The 18,770-nt window shown below is 69.5% G+C and carries 21 protein-coding genes; 16 read left to right on the forward strand and 5 right to left on the reverse strand.

What is annotated here, in order from left to right; genetic code table 11:
- Both A5680_RS22590 and A5680_RS22595 read right to left on the reverse strand, forming a co-directional pair.
- A partial coding sequence (locus tag A5680_RS22590; protein WP_067823405.1) for an extracellular solute-binding protein occupies nt 1-822 on the reverse strand: 822 nt, incomplete at its 3' end.
- A 760-nt stretch (nt 823-1,582) separates the two neighbouring features.
- The gene (locus tag A5680_RS22595; RefSeq protein ID WP_067823408.1) at nt 1,583-2,092 is read right to left on the reverse strand and encodes a MarR family winged helix-turn-helix transcriptional regulator; all 510 of its coding nucleotides are present in this window, start codon (nt 2,090-2,092) and stop codon (nt 1,583-1,585) included.
- Nucleotides 2,093-2,342: 250 nt separating this feature from the next.
- Here A5680_RS22595 and A5680_RS22600 point away from each other — a divergent pair, with 250 nt between their 5' ends.
- From A5680_RS22600 to A5680_RS22635, 8 genes are read left to right on the forward strand one after another with little or no spacing between them, the layout of a single operon-like run.
- Entirely contained in the window at nt 2,343-3,464 is a 1,122-nt protein-coding gene (locus A5680_RS22600; protein ID WP_067823642.1) for a polyprenyl synthetase family protein, read from the forward strand.
- Nucleotides 3,465-3,492: 28 nt separating this feature from the next.
- On the forward strand, nt 3,493-5,019 hold the full coding sequence (crtI, locus tag A5680_RS22605; RefSeq protein WP_067823645.1) for a phytoene desaturase family protein: 1,527 nt from the start codon (nt 3,493-3,495) through the stop codon (nt 5,017-5,019).
- Nucleotides 5,016-5,972, forward strand: coding sequence for a phytoene/squalene synthase family protein (locus tag A5680_RS22610; protein ID WP_067823411.1), 957 nt, complete (start codon nt 5,016-5,018; stop codon nt 5,970-5,972). The genes crtI and A5680_RS22610 overlap by 4 nt, the downstream gene beginning before the upstream one ends.
- On the forward strand, nt 5,969-6,292 hold the full coding sequence (locus A5680_RS22615) for a lycopene cyclase domain-containing protein (RefSeq protein WP_067823414.1): 324 nt from the start codon (nt 5,969-5,971) through the stop codon (nt 6,290-6,292). Before A5680_RS22610 ends, A5680_RS22615 begins: the two co-directional genes overlap by 4 nt.
- Nucleotides 6,289-6,600, forward strand: a complete 312-nt coding sequence (locus A5680_RS22620) for a lycopene cyclase domain-containing protein (protein ID WP_067823417.1) — start codon at nt 6,289-6,291, stop codon at nt 6,598-6,600. The genes A5680_RS22615 and A5680_RS22620 overlap by 4 nt, the downstream gene beginning before the upstream one ends.
- A complete protein-coding gene (locus tag A5680_RS22625; protein WP_067823420.1) occupies nt 6,587-7,312 on the forward strand; it encodes a class I SAM-dependent methyltransferase in 726 nt (241 codons plus the stop codon). Before A5680_RS22620 ends, A5680_RS22625 begins: the two co-directional genes overlap by 14 nt.
- On the forward strand, nt 7,309-8,838 hold the full coding sequence (locus tag A5680_RS22630) for an NAD(P)/FAD-dependent oxidoreductase (RefSeq protein WP_067823423.1): 1,530 nt from the start codon (nt 7,309-7,311) through the stop codon (nt 8,836-8,838). Before A5680_RS22625 ends, A5680_RS22630 begins: the two co-directional genes overlap by 4 nt.
- The gene (locus tag A5680_RS22635) at nt 8,835-9,845 is read left to right on the forward strand and encodes a DUF5914 domain-containing protein (protein WP_067823426.1); all 1,011 of its coding nucleotides are present in this window, start codon (nt 8,835-8,837) and stop codon (nt 9,843-9,845) included. The genes A5680_RS22630 and A5680_RS22635 overlap by 4 nt, the downstream gene beginning before the upstream one ends.
- On the opposite strand, the gene A5680_RS22640 is transcribed toward A5680_RS22635, so the two are convergent.
- Nucleotides 9,821-10,051 (reverse strand): hypothetical protein, encoded by a 231-nt coding sequence (locus A5680_RS22640; protein ID WP_067823429.1) that lies wholly within the window; start codon nt 10,049-10,051, stop codon nt 9,821-9,823. The two genes, A5680_RS22635 and A5680_RS22640, sit on opposite strands and share 25 nt — an antisense overlap.
- Nucleotides 10,052-10,122: 71 nt before the next feature.
- Between A5680_RS22640 and A5680_RS22645 the strand changes: the two genes are divergently transcribed.
- The 6 genes from A5680_RS22645 to A5680_RS22670 all read left to right on the forward strand — a co-directional run bounded on the left by A5680_RS22645 (nt 10,123) and on the right by A5680_RS22670 (nt 13,760).
- Nucleotides 10,123-10,416, forward strand: coding sequence for a lipopolysaccharide assembly LapA domain-containing protein (locus A5680_RS22645; protein ID WP_067823432.1), 294 nt, complete (start codon nt 10,123-10,125; stop codon nt 10,414-10,416).
- A gap of 180 nt (nt 10,417-10,596) precedes the next feature.
- Nucleotides 10,597-11,019, forward strand: coding sequence for a hypothetical protein (locus A5680_RS22650; RefSeq protein WP_067823435.1), 423 nt, complete (start codon nt 10,597-10,599; stop codon nt 11,017-11,019).
- A 4-nt stretch (nt 11,020-11,023) separates the two neighbouring features.
- The gene (locus A5680_RS22655) at nt 11,024-12,472 is read left to right on the forward strand and encodes a DUF2867 domain-containing protein (RefSeq protein ID WP_067823648.1); all 1,449 of its coding nucleotides are present in this window, start codon (nt 11,024-11,026) and stop codon (nt 12,470-12,472) included.
- 16 nt (nt 12,473-12,488) lie between these two features.
- Nucleotides 12,489-12,704, forward strand: a complete 216-nt coding sequence (locus A5680_RS22660) for a DUF2945 domain-containing protein (protein ID WP_055403971.1) — start codon at nt 12,489-12,491, stop codon at nt 12,702-12,704.
- A gap of 19 nt (nt 12,705-12,723) precedes the next feature.
- Complete coding sequence (locus A5680_RS22665; protein ID WP_067823651.1) at nt 12,724-13,059, forward strand: DUF3140 domain-containing protein; 336 nt, start codon at nt 12,724-12,726, stop codon at nt 13,057-13,059.
- 122 nt (nt 13,060-13,181) lie between these two features.
- Nucleotides 13,182-13,760 (forward strand): MarR family winged helix-turn-helix transcriptional regulator, encoded by a 579-nt coding sequence (locus A5680_RS22670; RefSeq protein ID WP_055403972.1) that lies wholly within the window; start codon nt 13,182-13,184, stop codon nt 13,758-13,760.
- On the opposite strand, the gene A5680_RS22675 is transcribed toward A5680_RS22670, so the two are convergent.
- Both A5680_RS22675 and fni read right to left on the reverse strand, forming a co-directional pair.
- Complete coding sequence (locus A5680_RS22675) at nt 13,757-15,007, reverse strand: glycosyltransferase (protein WP_067823438.1); 1,251 nt, start codon at nt 15,005-15,007, stop codon at nt 13,757-13,759. The genes A5680_RS22670 and A5680_RS22675 overlap by 4 nt on opposite strands.
- A gap of 1 nt (nt 15,008) precedes the next feature.
- Nucleotides 15,009-16,040: a type 2 isopentenyl-diphosphate Delta-isomerase gene (fni, locus tag A5680_RS22680; protein WP_197281279.1), complete on the reverse strand. Its 1,032-nt coding sequence runs from the start codon at nt 16,038-16,040 to the stop codon at nt 15,009-15,011.
- Nucleotides 16,041-16,202: 162 nt separating this feature from the next.
- Between fni and A5680_RS22685 the strand changes: the two genes are divergently transcribed.
- Together A5680_RS22685 and A5680_RS22690 are read left to right on the forward strand one after the other, a co-directional pair.
- A complete protein-coding gene (locus A5680_RS22685) occupies nt 16,203-18,293 on the forward strand; it encodes an MMPL family transporter (RefSeq protein ID WP_067823441.1) in 2,091 nt (696 codons plus the stop codon).
- Nucleotides 18,290-18,769: a TspO/MBR family protein gene (locus A5680_RS22690; RefSeq protein ID WP_067823444.1), complete on the forward strand. Its 480-nt coding sequence runs from the start codon at nt 18,290-18,292 to the stop codon at nt 18,767-18,769. The genes A5680_RS22685 and A5680_RS22690 overlap by 4 nt, the downstream gene beginning before the upstream one ends.
- Nucleotide 18,770 lies beyond the last annotated feature (1 nt).

Below are 18,770 nucleotides of genomic sequence, written 5' to 3' on the forward strand. Positions count from 1 at the left end.
CTTGAAGGCGATCGCGGCGTCGAGGTGTTGACTCGTCGCGATGACGGCCAGCGGGTTCTCGATCTTGAACGTCTGCGACGGGGTGACGTGTTCGACCGGCTTGCCTTGCCGCTCAACGGCGATCGCCTCGTTCTCGTAGCTGATCAGCACGTCGCCACTGCCTTCCACGAAGACATCGGTGGCCAGCCGCCCCGAACTGGGCCGCAGCTTGACGTGTTCGTGAACCAGCTTGCTGATGAATTCGATGCCGGCTGCGGTATCCGTCCCGCCGCCGCTCTTGGCCGCGTACGGGGCAACCAGGTTCCATTTGGCCGAACCCGAGCTCAGCGGGCTGGGCGTGACCACCTCGATGCCGGGCCGCAGCAAGTCGTCCCAATCCCGAATATTCTTCGGATTCCCCTTGCGCACAACCAAAGTCACCACAGATCCGAACGGAATGCCTTTCCTGGCGTCTTTGTCCCAATCCGCGGAAACCTTGCCCGCCCTGACCAATCGGGTGATGTCAGGCTCGACCGAGAAGTTCACGACGTCGGCCGGTTTGCCTTCCACCACGCCGCGAGACTGGTCGGCCGAGGCGGCGTACGACGCGACCACCTGCACGCCCCTGCCCTCGGCCGAGCCGTTGAACGCGGAAATGATCTTGCTCCAACCGGGTTCGGGGACCGAGTAGGCGACCAGGGTGATCTTGGTGTTCGCGCCCGTCGGTCCGCCGCCGCCCACGGCATCGCTGGCACCCCCTCCACATGCGGTGACGAGCCCGATCAAACCGGCGAGGGCGGCGAGTCGCCGCCCGCGCCGGGCGCTGCTGGTGCTGCTGAACATTGATGGCCTTCCGGGGCGGAGCGTGATCCATGCGTCCCGTAGCTGCGGATGGGCGTCTCGACCGTCACCGGGGTGAAGTGATCCGGTCCGCGCGCGGGAGGGTCAGCAACGACAACAGCGCACGACCACCGAGCAAACATCCCGTGCGACGCGCATGGCCCGAAGCGTAACAATGCGCGGGTGGCTTCGCGGGTCGACAGGGGCGCCACGTGGCGGACGCGACCGCCATTAAGCCAGGCGACGTTTCGGGTGGCCGACGGCCCGTTTACCGACGCGTAACACCCACCCGGCGGCCGGACGGTTCAAAACGTGGACCCCGCCGGGCGTGCCTTCCAGCAACGCCAGCCCGCCGCAGCGTGCACGCGCAGCTCGGCGTGAACCCGAATTCGCAGGCAACACGATAAAGCCACAGCGTGAGGACGCCCCGGTGACCGCCGGACTCGCCGGGCGGGCCGGCCGAGCGCGCGGAGGCTCGACCGGCTGGCGGACGCGGGCGACGTCGCTCGGCGCGAACGCGGCGACGGCCGGGCCCCGATGGTTGCGGCGTCGTCCCTTGGGCGCGGACGCAAAAAAGTCACGATGATGGAAATGGACTTCAGACGTGCCAGCCGATCATGCGCGTTTGGTCCGACGGCTGTGGCGGCTGGTTCTGCGCGCGCCCCACCACCCTCACATCCGTTCGAGGGATTCGCGGACACTTTATTGGGCCGTGATTACCGGCGGGAGGCACCGCCCAACCGCCCGGCTCCAGGCGAAACGATCATGGCTCGGCGTCGCCCAGATCCCCTTGAAACCGGCGCATCGCGTCGATCAGCGCGCCGAGCACGCGATGCGCCGCGGCCAAATCGGTGTCGGGCAGCTCCTCGAGGGCAACATGGGTGTGTTCGCCGAGGGGACTGAAGAACGACCGGGCGGTGGCCAGACCGGATTCGCCGTGTCGCAAGACCACCTTTCGGCGGTCATCGGGGTGGGAATCCCGACGAATATGGCCGGAGTCGATCAGCCGATCCACCAGATAGGTGATGGCCGAACCGGACAGGCCCATCCGCTGGCTGAGGTCACCGGAGGTCATCGGACGTCCCGCGAGCTCCGCCACCGTGACGTACATCAGCGCGCGAAAGTCATTGGGCCGCAACCGGTGTGATGCCGCGAACTGCCGTCCGATCTGGTCTGATTCGGTTGATATCTCCCGCAGATCGGCGGTGATCAGCGACTCCAGCGCGTCGCGTCGGCGGCGCTGCTCATCAGCGTCCATAACGGTGTGCAGCATATCCCCGAACGCGGGGAAATTTCAGTTGGTTAATGGTTAATTACCTGAAACGCCTCCCCCGGCGGTCGCCCTAGGACTGGCGCAGCGCCATGCACTTCAGTAAGTTAATGTTTAAGTAACTGAAGGTGATGGGCGACCCGAGCGCGGACCGCGAGGCCGTTTTGCCGGTCCGAGCAGCGGGTATGACCGCGGTGTTTGGGCCGTCCTAACCTGGGAATGCCAGCCGTCCGGGAGGGAGCGCGTGGCCAAGATGGGTGCTTTGTCGTTGACAACCGCCAACGAGTCGCCGGCCCGCCCGGCGGAATGGGCCGGCACCGCCCCCTTCGAAGAGTGGCGTGCTGACGTGCGGCGGGGAGTTCTCGCCCACCTCGCCGACTTCCTCGAGCCGCGGCGATTCGAGCTGGGCGACACCCGCGTCGACGCCGCCGGCGAAATCTTGCTCGACTTCACCTCGGGCGGCAAGTGCCTGCGGTCGACCTTCGTGTACCTGGGATGGCTCTGCGGCGCCGCGCCCGGTGCCGCGGCGTTGCGCGCCGCCGCCAGTTTCGAGTTGCTGCACGTCTTTGCGCTGCTGCAAGACGACGTCATGGACGGTTCGGCCGAACGCCGGGGCCGCCCCGCGGCGCACCGGCAATTCGCCCAATGGCATCGCGAGCGCGGGCTATCCGGCTCGTCACGGCGGTTCGGCGAATCGGCCGCCATCCTGCTGGGCGACCTCTGCCTCATCTGGTCCGAGCAGATGCTGCGCGAGAGCGGCGTCGACGCCCGGGGTTTGCGCCGGGCGTGGCCCCGGTACGACACGATGCGCACCGAGTTGGCGGTGGGCCAGTTCGCCGACCTGACGAGCGACGTTCGGCACATGCCCACGCTGGAGGCCGTGCTGGATGTGGCGCGCCGAAAGTCGGGCAACTACACCGTGCGGCGGCCGCTGGAGATCGGCGCGACGATGTCCGATTGCGACGACCGGACGCTGACCCAGCTCGGCCGGTACGGCACCGCCGTCGGAGAGGCGTTCCAGCTGCGCGACGACGTGCTCGGCGTCTTCGGCTCGCCCTCGACCACCGGGAAGCCCTGTGCCGGAGATCTGTTGGAGCGCAAGGCAACCAGCGTCGTGGTGACCGCTCACCAGCTGGCCGATCCGCCGACCCGCGCCGAATTGACCGAACTGATGAACGGCCACATCCTTGGCGACGACGCGCTCGACCGATGGAAAGCGTTGATCGTCGCGACCGGGGCCCTGAACCTGATCGAGGAGATGATCAGCGACCGGGTCGCGGCCGCCCGCGAACACCTCGGCGACACCTCGATCGACGAGCCGGTCCGGGCCGCGCTGGACCACATGGCGACCGCCTGTACGGATCGTGCCGAATGAGCGCGATGAATTTGGGAGCATGGTAAAGATGCGGACCATCGAAGGACGCAGCGAGCACGTGGTGGTGGTCGGCGCCGGCCTGGCGGGACTGTCCGCCGCATTGCACCTGGCCGGCCGGGGCCGCACGGTCACCGTGGTCGAGCGCGAGCCCTGGCCCGGCGGGCGCGCCGGGCGGCTCGACATCGACGGCTACCGCATCGACACCGGGCCCACGGTCCTGACGATGCCGGACATCATCGACGACACTTTGGCGGCGGTGGGTCAAAGCTTGTCCGGCCGGTTGGAGCTGCTGCCGCTCGATCCGGCCTACCGGGCGGTGTTCGCCGACGGCAGCGCGCTCGACGTGCACACCGATCCGGAGCGGATGACGACCGCCATCGAAGAGTTCGCCGGCGTCGGTGAGGCAGCGGGCTACCGGCGGCTGCGCGAATGGCTCAAACGGTTGTACCGGATCGAGTTCGACGGGTTCATCGCCGCCAATTTCGATTCCCCGTTTTCGTTGCTCACACCGCAGTTGGCACGGCTGGTCGCGATCGGCGGTTTCCGCAAGTGGGATCGCGTGGTCAAGCGCCACCTCAGCGACGCCCGGCTGCAGCGGGTGTTCACCTTCCAGTCGCTGTACGCGGGCGTGGCGCCGCGAAACGCCCTGGCCGTCTACGCGGTCATCGCCTACATGGACACCGTCGCGGGGGTGTTCTTTCCGCGCGGCGGCGTCCGCGCGCTGCCCGATGCGTTGGCCGCGGCGGCGGCCGACGCCGGGGTCGAATTCCGCTACGGCGCCACGGTTACCGGGCTCGACCGCACCGCCGGGCGGGTGACGGCCGTGCGGACGGATCGCACGGATCCCATCGCCTGCGACGCGGTGGTCCTGACCACCGAGTTGCCGAAGACCTATGAACTGTTGGGACGCACACCGCGCCGACCCGTGCGGCTGCGGGCGGCACCGTCGGCGGTGGTTGCCCACCTGGGCTGCCGCCGCGCGGCGTCCGGGGCGGCGCACCATACGATCCTGTTCGGTGAATCCTGGGATCAGACCTTCACCGACATCATTCGCGATGGACGGCCGATGCGGGATCCGTCGCTGTTGGTCACCCGTCCCACGGCGAGCGACCCGACGCTCGCCCCGGACGGGCGCGACCTGCTTTACGTACTGGCCCCGGCGCCGAATCTGGATCGCGGCGCCATCGACTGGGGCGCTGTGGGCACCCCGTACGTCGACACCCTCATCGAGCATGTCTCCGCCCGGCTGCTGCCCGGGTTGGCCGACGACGCAACGGTTTTGGACGTCGTCACGCCGGCCGACTGGGCGCGCCAGGGCATGGCCGCGGGCAGCCCGTTCGCGCTGGCGCACACCTTCGGGCAGACGGGTCCATTCCGGCCGGCCAACATGGTCCGCGGCGTCGAGAACGCCGTGCTCGCCGGGTCGTCAACGGTGCCCGGCGTCGGCGTGCCCACCACGCTGATCTCGGGCCGGCTGGCCGCCGACCGCATCACCGGCCCCAATGCCGGCCGGGCCACGACGACGCACCACGACCTGAAAGCCGGGCTGACATGATCCGCAGCGAGTTGGACGCGGCCGGAATCGACGATCCGCGGCTGCGCGACGGGTACCGGCGCTGCCGGGAACTCAATGCCGCACACGGCCGCACCTTCTTTCTGGCCACCCGCCTGCTGGCGCCCGACCAACGACCGGCGGTGCACGCCCTCTACGGGTTCGCGCGGTACGCCGACGACATCCTCGACGACCTGAACCCGCAGCTGAGCACCGACGTTCGCGGCGCGCGCCTGCAGCAGCTGGCCGAGAAGTTCTTCGCCGGCGGAGACCATCTCGACGATCCCGTGCTCGCCGCGGTCACCCACACGGCCCGCCGGTATCGGATCGCGACCGAGTTGTTCGATGACTTCCTGGCGTCGATGCGGATGGACCTCACCATCACCGACTATCCCGACCGCGGTGCGCTCAACCTCTACATGCGCGGGTCCGCCGAAGCCATTGGGCTGCAGGTACTTCCGGTCCTCGGCACCGTCACGTCGGTCGAGGAGGCCGCGCCTTATGCCGCGGCGCTGGGCCGGGCGTTCCAGCTCACCAACTTCCTGCGCGATGTCGACGAAGACCTGCTGCGGCAGCGGGTCTACCTGCCGGCCGACGAACTCGCCGCCCACGGAGTCGATCGCGAGCTGCTGACCTGGTGCCATCAGCACCGCCGTACCGACCCACGGGTCCGCGAGGCGCTGGCGGCCCAGCACGAGATCGCCCGGGACACATACCGTTTCGCCGCGGAAGGCATCGCCACGCTCAGCCCGCGCTCACGGCCCTGCGTGGCGACCGCGGCGGCGCTGTACGCCGAAATCCTGGACCGCATCGAGGAAAGCGACTTCGCGGTGTTCGCCCACCGGGCCACGGTCGGCCGGGCCCGACGACTCCAGGTGGCCGGTGTGGGGCTGATACGGTCGTGGCGGGCGCGCAACAGTTCGCCCGGTGTTTCGGATGCCCCGGGGGCCGCATGACCGATCGCTGGCAATATCTGCTGGTTCTGGCGGCATGCCTGGCGATCACCGCGCCCCTGGAGATGTTCGGTCCCGGCGTCTACCGGCAGTGGCGGCGGCTCGCGAAGGCGGTCGCGCCGGTGACCGCGGTGTTCCTGCTCTGGGACGAGATCGCCATCGCCGCACACGTATGGACGTACGACGCCGCCTACATCACCGGCGTGAACATCCCGTTCCGGGTGCCGATCGAAGAGGTGCTGTTCTTCGTCGTCATCCCGATTTGCGCGCTGCTGACCTACAACGCCGTGAGCACCATCCTGGACCGGGTCCACCGCCGATGACCGGCCTGGGCTACACGGTGCCGGCCGTCGCGGCCGTATTGGCAGTCTGCGCATGGGAATTGGCGGTCCTGCGCACCGGCCTCTTCCGGCGACCGGCCTACTGGCTGTCGATGCTGATCATTCTCGGATTCCAGATTCCGGTCGATGGCTGGCTGACCAAGCTCAGCTCCCCGATCGTCCGCTACAACCCTCGCCAGATCACCGGCCTGCGCTTCCCGTTCGACATCCCGGTCGAGGACTTCTTGTTCGGCTTCGCGCTGGCCACCGCGGTGCTACTGCTCTGGGAACGCCAACGTGCGCGTCGGTGAAGCCCGGCCCACCCCCGGTGAATTGTCGGCCGCCTTCGACGCGGGGGCGACGGCATACGACCGGCTGGTGGGCTCCAGCCCCGGCTACCACGAACACCTGCTGCTGTCCGCGCGCCGCCTGCGAATCCCGGACCGCGGCAGGGGCTTACGGTTGCTCGACGCCGGGTGCGGCACCGGCGCGTCGACGGCGGCGCTGCTGGCCGTCGCCCCCGAGGCCGAGATCGTGGCCGTCGACGCGTCGCGGGGCATGCTCGATGCCGCGGCCGCGAAGGACTGGCCACCGTCGGTGCGGTTCGTGCACACCCCCGTCGAGCAGCTGGCGGAGCACGGCATCCGCGGGCCATTCGACGGCATCCTGGCCGCGTACCTGATCCGCAACCTCGCCGACCGGGACGGTCAATTGCGGAAGCTTCGGGCGCTGCTGCGGCCCGGCGCCACCCTGGCGGTGCACGAGTACTCGGTGCGCGATTCGCCGGTCGCCACCCGCATCTGGCACGCCGTGTGCTGGGGCATCATCATTCCCGCCGGGCGGTGGCGCACCGGGGACGCGACGTTGTACCGCTACCTGTGGCGCAGCGTGCTGCGGTTCGACGGCGCGGCGCGATTCCGCGAGCGCCTCGCCGATGCGGGCTTCACCGCGGTGCACAGCGAAACGATGCCCGGCTGGGAGGCCAACATCGTGCACACGTTCCTGGCGGACGCCCCGCTATGAACGTCACCGACCGCCGGCGCGAGACACGGTCGGCGCCAACCGGATTGCCCGACGCCGGCGCGCTGGCATCACGACCCCGGGTGGTCGTCGTGGGAGGCGGCATCGCGGGGCTGACCGCCGCCACCGGCCTGGCCGAACGCGGCGTCGCCGTCGAGGTGATCGAGCGGGAGGCCTACCTCGGCGGCCGGGTGGGCGGCTGGGCCGAGCACCAGGATGGCGCCACGCTGGCGATGAACCGCGGCTTCCACGCGTTCTTCCGCCAGTACTACAACCTGCGTGCCCTGCTCGGGCGCATCGATCCGCAGCTGCGGATGCTCACCGCCGTCGACGACTACCCCCTGATCGACGGCGCCGGCCGGCGCGACACCTTCCGGGGGCTGCCGCGCACCCCGCCGTGGAACGCGGTGGCCTTCGCCGCGCGCAGCCCCACCTTCCGGCTTCGCGACTTCCTGGCGATCGACGCCCGGGCTGCCGCGCCGCTGGCCGCGGTGTCGGTTCCGGACATCTACGATCGCCTCGACCACTTCGACGCGGCAACGTTCTTGAAGAGCATCCGATTCCCCGAGGCCGCAAGGCATCTGGCGTTCGAGGTGTTCTCGCGCAGCTTCTTCGCCGACCCGTCGAAGCTTTCGGCGGCCGAGTTGGCGACGATGTTCCACATTTACTTCCTGGGCTCCTCCGAGGGCCTGATCTTCGACGTGCCCACGTCGAACTACGACAGCGCCCTGTGGCAGCCGCTGCGGCGCTACCTCGAGGCTCGGGGCGTGCGCTTCCGGCTCGGGACCGGCGCCTCGCGCATCGACATCGAGACGGCGGGATCCTTCCGGGTGCAGACCGATTCGAGTGACGACGTGGAGGCCGACGCCGTGGTGCTGGCCACCGACGTGGCCGGCCTGCAGCGCGTCGTCGGTGCATCGACGGGGCTGGGCACCGATGACTGGCGCGCCCAGGTCGCGCAACTGCGCACGGCGCCGCCGTTCGCCGTGCATCGGTTGTGGCTCGATCGCCCGGTCGCGGACCGGCGACCGGCGTTCCTGGGCACGGCCGGTCACGAGCCGCTGGACAACATCAGCGTGCTCGAGCGTTACGAGCGCGAAGCCGCCGAGTGGGCGCGCGCGCACCGTGGATCGGTGGTCGAACTGCACTCCTACGCCCTCGATGCCGCGCCGTCGCGCGCGGCGGCGCTGCGCCAGCTGCACAAGGTGTACCCGGAAACCGCTGCGGCGCAGATCGTTTGCGAAAGGCTGCTGCACCGCAGCGATTGCCCGCTGTTCGCCCCCGGGTCCTATTCGGCCCGCCCCGCGGTGGTAACGCCGCAACCCGGGCTGTTGTTGGCCGGCGACGCCGTCCGCATCGACCTGCCGGTGGCGCTCATGGAGCGCGCCGCCACCACGGGTTGGTGCGCCGCCAACCATTTGCTGGGAGGATGGGGGCTGGCCGGGCACCCGTTGGTCACCGTACCCACCCGTGGCCGATCACCCCTGCTGCGATGGCTCGCCACCCGGGAAGGAGCCGCCCGACGATGAATATTCGCGAACAGCTACAGCAGCTGCGGCCCGCCGCGTGGCCCAAAGACTGGCCCCTGCAGGTGATCCCGCGCGCGCCGTGGGCCGAGCAACGCCCAACTTACCGGGAGGCGCAACCCGCGATCATCGAGGGGGCGCTGGAACGGGCCCGGCAACGGCCCACCGGAAACTGGTTCGCGTTCGCCGGCAGTGCCGACGTGCGGCCGGGGCGGCCGTTCGGCGCGCGGGTGGCCGGGGTCGAGATCGTCGCCTGGCGCGACGGCGACCACCGGCTCTGTGTGGGCCCCCGCAGTTGCCCGCACCTGGGGGCCGATCTGGCCACCGGGACAGTGCACGACGGCACCCTGATCTGCCGATGGCATGGGCTGGCCTTGGACGGCCACGGCCGCGAATTCGGTTGGAGCCCACTGCCAGGCCACGACGACGGGACCCTGGTCTGGGTGCGACTCGACAAAGCCGGCGGGGAGGCCCCGTTGCCGGAGCCCGTGATCCCGGCCCGGCCGGCCGGCGAGACGCTGGCCGCCGTTGCCCGCATGGCGGGGGTGTGCGAGCCCGACGACATCATCGCCAATCGGCTCGACCCGTGGCATGGCGCCTGGTTCCACCCGTACTCGTTCACGCGTCTCGAAGTGCTCACCACGCCAACCGAACACACCGATCGCTTCCTGGTGGCGGTGACGTTCCGGATGGGCCGCCTGGGCGTCCCCGTCATCGCGGAGTTCAGCTGCCCGGAGGCGCGCACCATCGTGATGCGCATCGTGGACGGCGAGGGAAGCGGAAGCACCGTCGAGACACATGCCACGCCAATGGGTTCGGGACCCGACGGACATCCCCGGACCGCCGTCCTGGAGGCGACCATCGCCCATTCGGACCGCCCCGGCTTCCGGCGTGCGTCACGCGTCGCCCCGCTGATCACGCCGCTGATGCGCCTCGCCGCAAGCAGACTGTGGCGCGACGATCTCGCGTATGCCGAACGCCGCTATCAGGTCCGCGCGGGGCTCGCCTGACCTGACTCCGTCGGCGGGCGCACCGCATCGGGCTGCGGCGCCCGGGACTTGCGGCGCCACATCGCCCACGTGCCCACCGACAGCACAATGGCCGACAGAACCAAGGCCGGCCACAGGGCGATCTGCGCGAGCCACAAATCCCGCTGTAGGCGCACGACTTTGCGCCGGCCGCGCCAGACGCGCTGGGGCATCTCTTTCACAGTCATCGCAGGCCACATACCCCACCATGGGCCGATTAAACGGGTTTGACAGCCGCCGCTGGGGGCTAGTCACCAGCATGAGCACTGAGTCGAGCGTTTCCCCCGAGCCGTCATCTCGATCCTTCACCCGACTAGCGGCGGCGTGGTGGGCGCTTGTCGTCGGCCTGTTGATCCTCATCGTTCTGCTCGTTTTCGTCGCGCAGAACACCGAATCGATAACGGTGCACTTCCTCGGTTTCCATTGGAACCTGCCGGTGGGTGTGGGCTACCTGTTGTCGGCGGTCGCGGGCGCGACCACGACGGTGCTAGTCGGCGCCGCCCGGATGATCCAGCTGCGCAGGGCCGCCAAGAAGCAGCTGCGTACGCTTTGATCCCCTCGCCCGCGCAAAGCAAAGCCCTTGCTTGACAAGCGCTCACGAGGGACCGCCCCTGGCGCAAACGCGTATTTGCCAGTAACTTAAATATTAAGTTAATTAACTTAATGGGCCCATTGCGGGGGATTCGGGCCTCGTTTCAGCGGGAATGCCACAGCCACGGATTGGGGAGGAACCATGGGCGACAACGGTGCAAGCGAAGCCGTCGCGCGGGCGGTGGGCAAGCTCACCGAGGCTCTGGAGACCGTCGAGCGCGCCCGGGGGCACCTTTACTCGTTCCACCAGCTGACCGGGCGCGCCGACCTGCAACTCGACGAAGCGGTCGCGCAGCTGCGCGACCTCGGACACTCCGATCTGGCGCAACACATCAGCCACGAATTGATCGGACGCAACGTGTTACCGGGCCGGTGGACGTTTCAGGTCGTCGACGACTACGACGACGGCTACTACCGGTGCTTCCAAGAAGTCGAGCACCTGGTGCGTAGCCGGCTCACCGGCGGCCGCCGACACCTCTACGAAGCGCAGCTGAAGGAGAGTCGGCGCACGCACGGCCACCCGGCCCACACCGCCGCCCCCACCGACCGCTCGGCGAAGGAGTGAATTGATGGATTGCGTCGTGTTCGGCGCCACGGGATACCTGGGCACGCGGCTCATCCCCCGGTTGCTCGAAAACGGGCACAGCGTGCGCGTTCTGGCGAGGGACCCCGCGAAGCTCGACGGGGTTTCCTGGCTCGATCGGGTGGAGGTCGTGCAGGGCGACGTCATCGATGCGGGCGCGGTGCGGCGGGCACTCGAGGGGCGCCAAGTCCTGTACTACCTGGTGCATTCGCTGATGCGACCCGACTTCGTCGACTTCGACGAGCGCGCCGCCCGCAACGTCGCCGAGTGCGCGGCCCAGGCGGGCCTGTCGCGCATCGTCTATGTCGGGGGCATCACGCCCGACGGGCAGGAGCTGTCCGATCATCTGGCGTCTCGCGCGCAGGTGGGCGAGCTGTTCCTGGCTTCGGGTGTGCCCGCCGTCGAATTGCGCGCCGCCGCCGTCATCGGGGCGGGCTCGGCCAGCTTCGAGATGCTGCGGTACCTCACCGAGCGGCTGCCGGTCATCGTCGCGCCGCGCTGGTTGCGCACCCGCGTCCAACCCATCGCCGTCCACGACGTGCTCTACTACCTGGTGCGCGCGGCGGAACTGCCCGCCGAGGTCAACCGGCCATTCGACATCGGCGGGCCCGACCGCTTCACCTACACCGAAATGATCCGCAAGTACGCCGTGATCGCGGGGTTGCCCAGGCGCCCCGCGGTGCCGGTGCCGTTGCTGACCCCGCGGCTGTCGGCGCCCTGGGTGGACCTGCTCACTCCCCTGCCCCGCCAGCTGGCCGTGTCGCTGATGGAGTCGCTGGAAAACGACGTGGTGTGCGCCGACCACGACATCGCCCGCTACATACCCGATCCCGACGGCGGGCTGACGCACTACGAGGAGGCCGTCGAACTCGCGCTGGCGCACGTGCGCGAAAAGGACCTGCGCACCCGGTGGTCCCGCGGCGACGCGAACGGCGCGCCTTCGCAGCCGCTGCCCACCGACCCGGAGTGGGCGGGTGGGTCGCTGTATGAGGATCTGCGCCAACGCGATGGCCGCACCGATGCCGAAACGCTTTGGCGGGCCATCCAAACCGCCGTCGCTCAGCGCAACTGGTCGGCGCTCCCGTTGGAATGGCCGCTGCGCGGCTGGATCAACGGGGCGCTGCGCATGGTCCGGCCGCGGCGCCACCCCCTCGACGGGCAGGAGCTGCATGAAGGCGAGGCCCTGGATTGGTGGCGCGTGGAGCGCATCGACGCGCCCCGGCGGCTTCGGCTGCGCGCCGACATCCCGCTACCGGGGCGATTATGGCTGGAGCTGTCCGCGACACCGGACGACAGAGGCGGCTCGCTGTACCGCCAGCGGGCGTTGTTCCAGCCGTATGGACTTGCGGGACAGCTTTTTTGGAACGCATCGGCACCCTACCGCGATGTGGTGTTCGGCGGCATCGCACGCGACGTCACGGCCACGGCGCATTGATGAACGGAGAAGCGACATGAGTGACCGGAAGTTTCACAAGGGCGACAAGGTCGAGTGGAAGAGCCACGGCAGCACCGTGCGGGGAACGGTCGAAGGCGAGATCACCTCGGACACCGAGGCCGCCGGACGCACCGTGCGCGCGTCCAAAGACGAACCTCAGTACAAGGTTCGCAGCGACAAGACCGGCGCGGACGCGGTGCACAAGCCGAGCGCGTTGCGCCCCGCGGACTGAACCGAACAGGCGATGGATGATGGCAGACGATGACGAGGCAACCACCTGGGATCGCTTCCGGGAAACGGTCAACATGACCCCGACCGAACTGGAGCACTGGCTTGCCACCGAGCAGTCGCGAAGTGTGGGCCAAAAGCGGGGCGGCGACGAGTCGACCGGTCACGCCAGCGGTCGGCGCATTGTCGACATACTCAGGGCCAAGCGGAGCGATCTCACCGGCGACGATTTCGCGCATATGCGCAAGGTGGTCGGTTATGCCAAGCGCCATTTGGCGCAACGCCCCACGGGCGATGTCGACGAGAGCGCTTGGCGGTACTCGCTGATGAATTGGGGCCACGACCCGACGAAGGAGTAACCCGCTCGGCGAATCACCGGCCGATCGGGCAGAAAATGCGAGACACTTGCCGGGGTACGTGGGTCGCGCGTAGCGATCGCCGATACGCTAGTCGGCGTATCTCGCAAGAAGGACACCGATAAGTGACCAAGCGCGGCGCCGTCGATCGGCGAATGAACCGAGCCGAACTCGAGAAATTGATGTCGGCCGACATGCGCGCACTCACGGCGCACTCGGACCGCATCGGCCGGCACTTCGCCCGTCAAAACGACGTCGGCGGCACCGACTTACACGCCTTGCTGCACATCATGGTTGCCGAAACGGCCGGAACACCGATGACGCCGGCGCAGCTGCGACAGCGCCTGGACGTGTCGCCCGCGGCCATCACCTATCTGGTGGACCGGATGATCGACTCCGGCCACCTCCGGCGCGAACCCGATCCCACCGACCGGCGCAAGACACTGCTGCGCTACGAGGAACCGGGCATGGCGTTGGCCCGCTCGTTTTTCACCCCGCTCGGGGCGGAATTGCACAAGGCCCTCGCCGACGTGCCCGACCGCGATCTGCTCGCGGCGCACCGGGTTTTCACGGCGATGACGGAGGCGATGGTCACCTTCGAGGAGCAACTCGGCGGAGCGGCCCGCAAGCCGCCCGAGAACGACACCAAACCGGCCAAAACCAGGCGCCGTGCCGTGTCCAAGACCGGCGATCGCCCGGCCTAGCGCACCGGCCGCCGGGCTGCGGGCCCCAGCACCCGCTGCTCGATCAGGTCGGCCCCGCGGGCAACACCCCCGGTTGCGGCGAATCCTTCGGCCACTCGCCGCGCGCCGTCCCGCATCGTCATCGCCGCGCGCACCTTCGCTGTCAACCGCGCCGGGCTGAGACGTTTGGCCGTCAGGCGGGTGCCGCAGCGAGCGACTTCCACCCGGCGGGCGACTTCGGCCTGGTCCCGCGCGAACGGCACGACGCAGACGGGCACGCCGCGGTCGAGGGCCTTCAGCGTCGTTCCCATCCCGCCGTGGGTGATGGCGCAGCCGGCCCGCTGCAGTACCGCACCGTGCGGGACGAAGCGGCATATGGTCGCGTTGGATGGTCGCGGCAGATCCGGGGGAATGCCCGCCGGGAAGGTCGCCACCACGTGGACGGGCTCATCGGCCAACGCGCGCAACGCAATTCGTCCCAGCTCGGCGTCGGACTGTCTGATCGACGAGGTGTTCACCAGCACCACCGGCCGCTCGATGGCACTCACCCAATCCGGCGTGACGGCCTCCGCGGGTTCGAATGCGCACGCGCCGATGTGGTGAACCAACCCGGCCCAGCCGGGATGCCGGTACTCGAAGGGCTCGCCGCCGACGGCCAGTAGCAGCGGCGCTCGCCGCAGGAAGCCGTCGACCGACGCGACGGGCGGCAGCCCCAGCTCGGCGCGAATGACGTTGACCCGCGGCAACATCGGCCGGTCGAACAGATGCCGCACGATCGGCCGCACGGAGGCGTCCCGCGCGTCGCCGAGCAGGCCCGGCAGCGGGCGCAGCCCCGGACCGAAGGGCGGCACGCCGCGAGACCGCAGGTACGGCGTGAACGGCGAGAAGACCAACCACGGGATGTCGCCGGCGTCGGCGGCCGACATCGCCCCCCAGCAGTTCGCGTCCACGATGATGACATCGGGTCGGACCGCATCCACCGCGCGCCGCAAATCCTGGACTTCGAGCACCGCACGACGGCAGAGCACGTCGATCGTTAACTTCAACACCCCCAGCGCGTTTCGCGCCCTCCAGTCTTCGCTGACGATCGCCTCGATGTCCGGGTCGACCGGACCGGCGTGGACGCCGACGGCGCACAGCGTCGGCACGCCCGCCGACATGGTGCGCGCGTGAACCTGGTGACCACGGCCGGCCAGCTCGGCCAGCAGCGCGCCGACCGGCAGCAGGTGACCCAGGGCCGGCGAGCCGTAGGCCAGTATCACCGCCATGTCAGGGCGACGGCGCGGGCGTGAGGTCGACGGAGCGCAGCCCCGAAAGGCTCGCGGCACCACAGCCGTGCAGACAGACCCGAAGCTCGTCGATGAACGGCTGCAGCCAATCGACCACTGCCCCAGCGGATTCGATCGCCGCGGGCAGCAGCGGTCGAGCCACGGCGACGACGTCGGCGCCCAGGGCGATCGCCTTGGCCGCGTCCATGCCGGTGCGAATGCCGCCGGAAGCCACCAATCCGATGTCCGGCAGCACCTCACGTACCTCGACGATCGCCCGCGCGGTCGGAATGCCCCAATCGGCCAGGTGCGGGTAACGAAGCTCGCCGTAGCGGACGAACTGCTCGACGCGTGACCACGAGGTTCCGCCGGCGCCCGCGACGTCGATGGCGGAAACCGGCAGGTCCCCGTCGGCCCCAACGAGTTCCGCGGCGGCCGCGCCGCCGATCCCGTGACCGACCTCCTTGAGCAGCACCGGGCAGTCGATCGCGTCGGCCGCATCCCGTAGCCTGTCCAGCGATCCGGAGAAGTCGGTGTCACCGTTGCGCTGCATCGCCTCCTGCAGCGGATTGGTGTGCACCGCAAGCGCATCGGCGCCCACCCGGTCGAGGGCCTTGGCGAGATCGGGCACGACGTCCTTGGTCAGCTGGGCCAGGCCGATGTTGCCGAACAACAAGACATCGGGGGCGACGTCGCGAACCGCGAAACTGGCCGCGGCCCGCTCCCCCATCGCGCTGTCCAGCATGATTCGTTGCGAGCCGAGCATCATCCCGATGCCGAGTTGCTGAGCGGCCGCCGCCAGATTCCGGTTGATCGTCCCGGACAGCTCGGCACCGCCGGTCATCGCACCGATCAGAAGCGGGGCCCGCAGGTTTCCACCGAGAAACTTCGTCGACAGGTCGATGTCCCCGAGGCTGGTCTGGGTCAGCGCGTTGTAGGGCAGTTGGTAGCGCTCCAACCCGGTGCTGACGTGCTCATAGTTCACCTGCTCGCCGAGGCAGACATCGATGTGCCGCCGCTTGCGAGTGGTCATCGGCGCCGGCTCGGACGTCACGGCCGGCACCTCGGCGCGGCTCACCCGCGCCCCCTCGCGTCCATAATGTCCATAGTGCCCCTTGTTGCGTACCGCCCAGCTTATGCGCGGCGATGCGAAATTTCAGTTGATTAATGTTTAACACACTGAAAGACTTCTCTCATGGTGTGGGATGGCGTCGCCGCGGCCGTAACCGGACGGCGCTCGTGGCTGTTCGCGCTGGGCGCCGCGCTCGCGGGCATCGTCTTCATCGTCCTGGTCGGCGCGAACGCCGCGGCCGGCCAGGCCCCGCTGTCGGTGCCGACCAGCTCGGATTCGGCCCGGGTCGACGCGATGGCCCGCCAATTCCCCGGTGGGGACCGGCTGCCACTGATCGTGGTGGTCAGCCGCGCCGACGGCGCCGCACTCCGCCCGGCCGACGTCGCCGCCGCCCAAGCGGCCCGCGATCGCGTGCAGGCCGCCGCGCAGCCGGGCGACGCCCCCGCACCGGCGCAGGTATCCGCCGATGGCAAGGCCGCCATCGGGGTGGTGCGCGTCTGCGCCGACCTGTCGGGGCTCGCGCTCGGCGACGCGGTCGCGAACCTGCGCAAGGCCGCGGCCACCGGCCTGCCGGCGGAGCTGCGCGCCCACGTCACCGGCGGCCCGGCGTTCGGCGCCGACATCGCCAGCGCGTTCACCAACGCCAACGTGACCCTGCTCGCGGTGACGGCGTCGGTGGTGGCCCTGCTGCTGATCGCCACGTACCGCTCACCGGTGCTGTGGCTGCTGCCGCTGCTGGTGGTCGGGTTCGCCGACCGGGTCGCGGCCGCGGTGGGCACCGCCGTGGCGCCGCTGACCGGTCTCAGTTTCGACGGCGCCACGTCCGGGATCACCAGCGTGCTGGTCTTCGGGGCGGGCACGAACTATGCGCTGCTGCTGATCTCCCGGTACCGGCAGGAGCTGCGACGCCACGACGCGCATCGAGACGCCCTGCGCCGCGCGGTGCGGATGGCCGGGCCGGCGATCGTCGCCAGCAACGCCACCGTGGTGCTGGCGTTGCTCACCCTGCTGTTCGCCTCGACGCCCAGCACGCGCAGCCTGGGCGCGCTGGCGGCGTGCGGGCTGGTGGTCGCCGCGGTGTCCGCGCTGGTGATCCTGCCGCCGTTGCTCGCGCTGTGCGGCCGGCGATTGTTCTGGCCCTTCGTTCCGCGCGCCGAGGATAGCCCGGCCCCGGATTCCGGCGCCTGGCAACGCGTCGGCGAGTGGGTGAACCGGCGACCGGCGCTCGTCGCGACGGTCGCCATCGCGGGCCTGGCGGCGCTGGCCACCGGCCTGCTGGGCACCCGGATCGGCCTGTCGCAGACCGAACAGTTCCGGGTTCACGCCGACTCGGTGACCGGCTATGAGGTTGTGGCAGCGCATTTTCCGGCGGGCCTGGCCAACCCCACGGTGGTGATAGCCCCCGACGCCTCGCCGGTGCCGCAGGCCATCGCGTCGACCCCGGGCGTGGTGTCGGTGACCGAGTCGGGCCGCTCGTCGTCCGGGCTGACCAGGTGGTCAGTGGTGATCGACGCGCCGCCGTCCTCCGAGCGTGCGTTCACAATCATTGCCGCGCTGCGTGATACGACGAAGTCCGCCAGCCCCGCGGCGCTGGTCGGCGGGGCCGATGCGCAGGCGCTCGACGTCCGCGACGCGGCCACTCATGACCGGCACCTGCTCATCCCGGCGATCCTCGCGGTCATCCTGGTCGTCCTCTACGTCCTGCTGCGGTCGGCGCTCGCTCCCCCCACGCTGCTCGCCGCGACCATCCTCGGCGCGCTGGCCGCGCTCGGCATGGGCGGCTGGGCCAGCAGCCACGTCTTCGGTTTTCCGGCGCTGGACAACAGCACGCCCTTGTTCGCCTTCCTGTTCCTGGCCGCCCTCGGCGTGGACTACACCATTTTTCTGGTCACCCGCGCCCGCGAGGAGTCCGCACAGCGCGGTGCCCGCGCCGGCATGGTCGCCGCGGTATCGGCCACCGGTGGCGTCATCACCAGTGCGGGAATCGTTTTGGCGGCCGTCTTCTGCGTGCTCGGCGTGCTGCCGTTGATCGTACTGACCCAGCTGGGGATCATCGTCGGCCTGGGCATCCTGCTGGACACCTTCGTGGTCCGCACGCTGGTGATTCCCGCGCTGTTCGCCCTCATCGGTGATCGCATCTGGTGGCCCAGCCAACCACAACCCGCCAAAGTCCTTGCACCACAAATCAACCGACACGAACGGAGCACCGCGTGAACAGGTCAACTTTGGCGGCGACGGGTCTCGCCGTCGCCGCCGCCGCCGTATCGGGAAGCATCGCCAGCCCGACCAGCGTCTCCACCTGGTATGCGCGGCTGCGCAAGCCGCCGTACCAGCCCCCCAGCGCCGCCTTCCCCGTGGCGTGGACCACCCTCTACGGCGACATCGCGGTCACCTCCGCGGAAACCATCGACGCGTTTCGGGCGTCGGGCCAACACGACAAGGCGCGCCGCTACGCGACCGCGCTCGGGGTGAACCTCATCCTGAACGCCTCATGGAGTTGGCTCTTCTTCCGATTCCACAAACTGGGCGCCTCGGCGGTCGGTGCGGCCGTGCTGACGGCCAGCAGCGCCGACCTTGCGCGCCGGGCCGCGCAGGCCGACCCGCGGACCGGGCTGGCCCTGTCGGCGTACCCGCTCTGGTGTTCGTTCGCCACCGTCCTGGCCACCCACATTTGGCGACTCAACCGCTGAA

It is taken from the genome of Mycobacterium sp. E2989 (genome assembly GCF_001667595.1).
Classification (GTDB): Bacteria; Actinomycetota; Actinomycetes; order Mycobacteriales; family Mycobacteriaceae; genus Mycobacterium.

Excerpts from the sequence above, each read along its gene's own strand:
- A5680_RS22685 (WP_067823441.1), top strand. The coding sequence starts at position 16,203 with ATGGTGTGGGATGGCGTCGCCGCGGCCGTAACCGGACGGCGCTCGTGG.
- A5680_RS22650 (WP_067823435.1), top strand. The coding sequence starts at position 10,597 with ATGGGCGACAACGGTGCAAGCGAAGCCGTCGCGCGGGCGGTGGGCAAG.
- A5680_RS22660 (WP_055403971.1), top strand. The coding sequence starts at position 12,489 with ATGAGTGACCGGAAGTTTCACAAGGGCGACAAGGTCGAGTGGAAGAGC.
- fni (WP_197281279.1), bottom strand. The coding sequence starts at position 16,040 with ATGACCACTCGCAAGCGGCGGCACATCGATGTCTGCCTCGGCGAGCAG.
- A5680_RS22610 (WP_067823411.1), top strand. The coding sequence starts at position 5,016 with ATGATCCGCAGCGAGTTGGACGCGGCCGGAATCGACGATCCGCGGCTG.
- A5680_RS22675 (WP_067823438.1), bottom strand. The coding sequence starts at position 15,007 with ATGGCGGTGATACTGGCCTACGGCTCGCCGGCCCTGGGTCACCTGCTG.
- A5680_RS22615 (WP_067823414.1), top strand. The coding sequence starts at position 5,969 with ATGACCGATCGCTGGCAATATCTGCTGGTTCTGGCGGCATGCCTGGCG.
- A5680_RS22645 (WP_067823432.1), top strand. The coding sequence starts at position 10,123 with ATGAGCACTGAGTCGAGCGTTTCCCCCGAGCCGTCATCTCGATCCTTC.
- A5680_RS22640 (WP_067823429.1), bottom strand. The coding sequence starts at position 10,051 with ATGACTGTGAAAGAGATGCCCCAGCGCGTCTGGCGCGGCCGGCGCAAA.
- A5680_RS22655 (WP_067823648.1), top strand. The coding sequence starts at position 11,024 with ATGGATTGCGTCGTGTTCGGCGCCACGGGATACCTGGGCACGCGGCTC.
- A5680_RS22630 (WP_067823423.1), top strand. The coding sequence starts at position 7,309 with ATGAACGTCACCGACCGCCGGCGCGAGACACGGTCGGCGCCAACCGGA.
- A5680_RS22665 (WP_067823651.1), top strand. The coding sequence starts at position 12,724 with ATGGCAGACGATGACGAGGCAACCACCTGGGATCGCTTCCGGGAAACG.
- A5680_RS22600 (WP_067823642.1), top strand. The coding sequence starts at position 2,343 with ATGGGTGCTTTGTCGTTGACAACCGCCAACGAGTCGCCGGCCCGCCCG.
- A5680_RS22635 (WP_067823426.1), top strand. The coding sequence starts at position 8,835 with ATGAATATTCGCGAACAGCTACAGCAGCTGCGGCCCGCCGCGTGGCCC.
- A5680_RS22620 (WP_067823417.1), top strand. The coding sequence starts at position 6,289 with ATGACCGGCCTGGGCTACACGGTGCCGGCCGTCGCGGCCGTATTGGCA.
- crtI (WP_067823645.1), top strand. The coding sequence starts at position 3,493 with ATGCGGACCATCGAAGGACGCAGCGAGCACGTGGTGGTGGTCGGCGCC.
- A5680_RS22595 (WP_067823408.1), bottom strand. The coding sequence starts at position 2,092 with ATGCTGCACACCGTTATGGACGCTGATGAGCAGCGCCGCCGACGCGAC.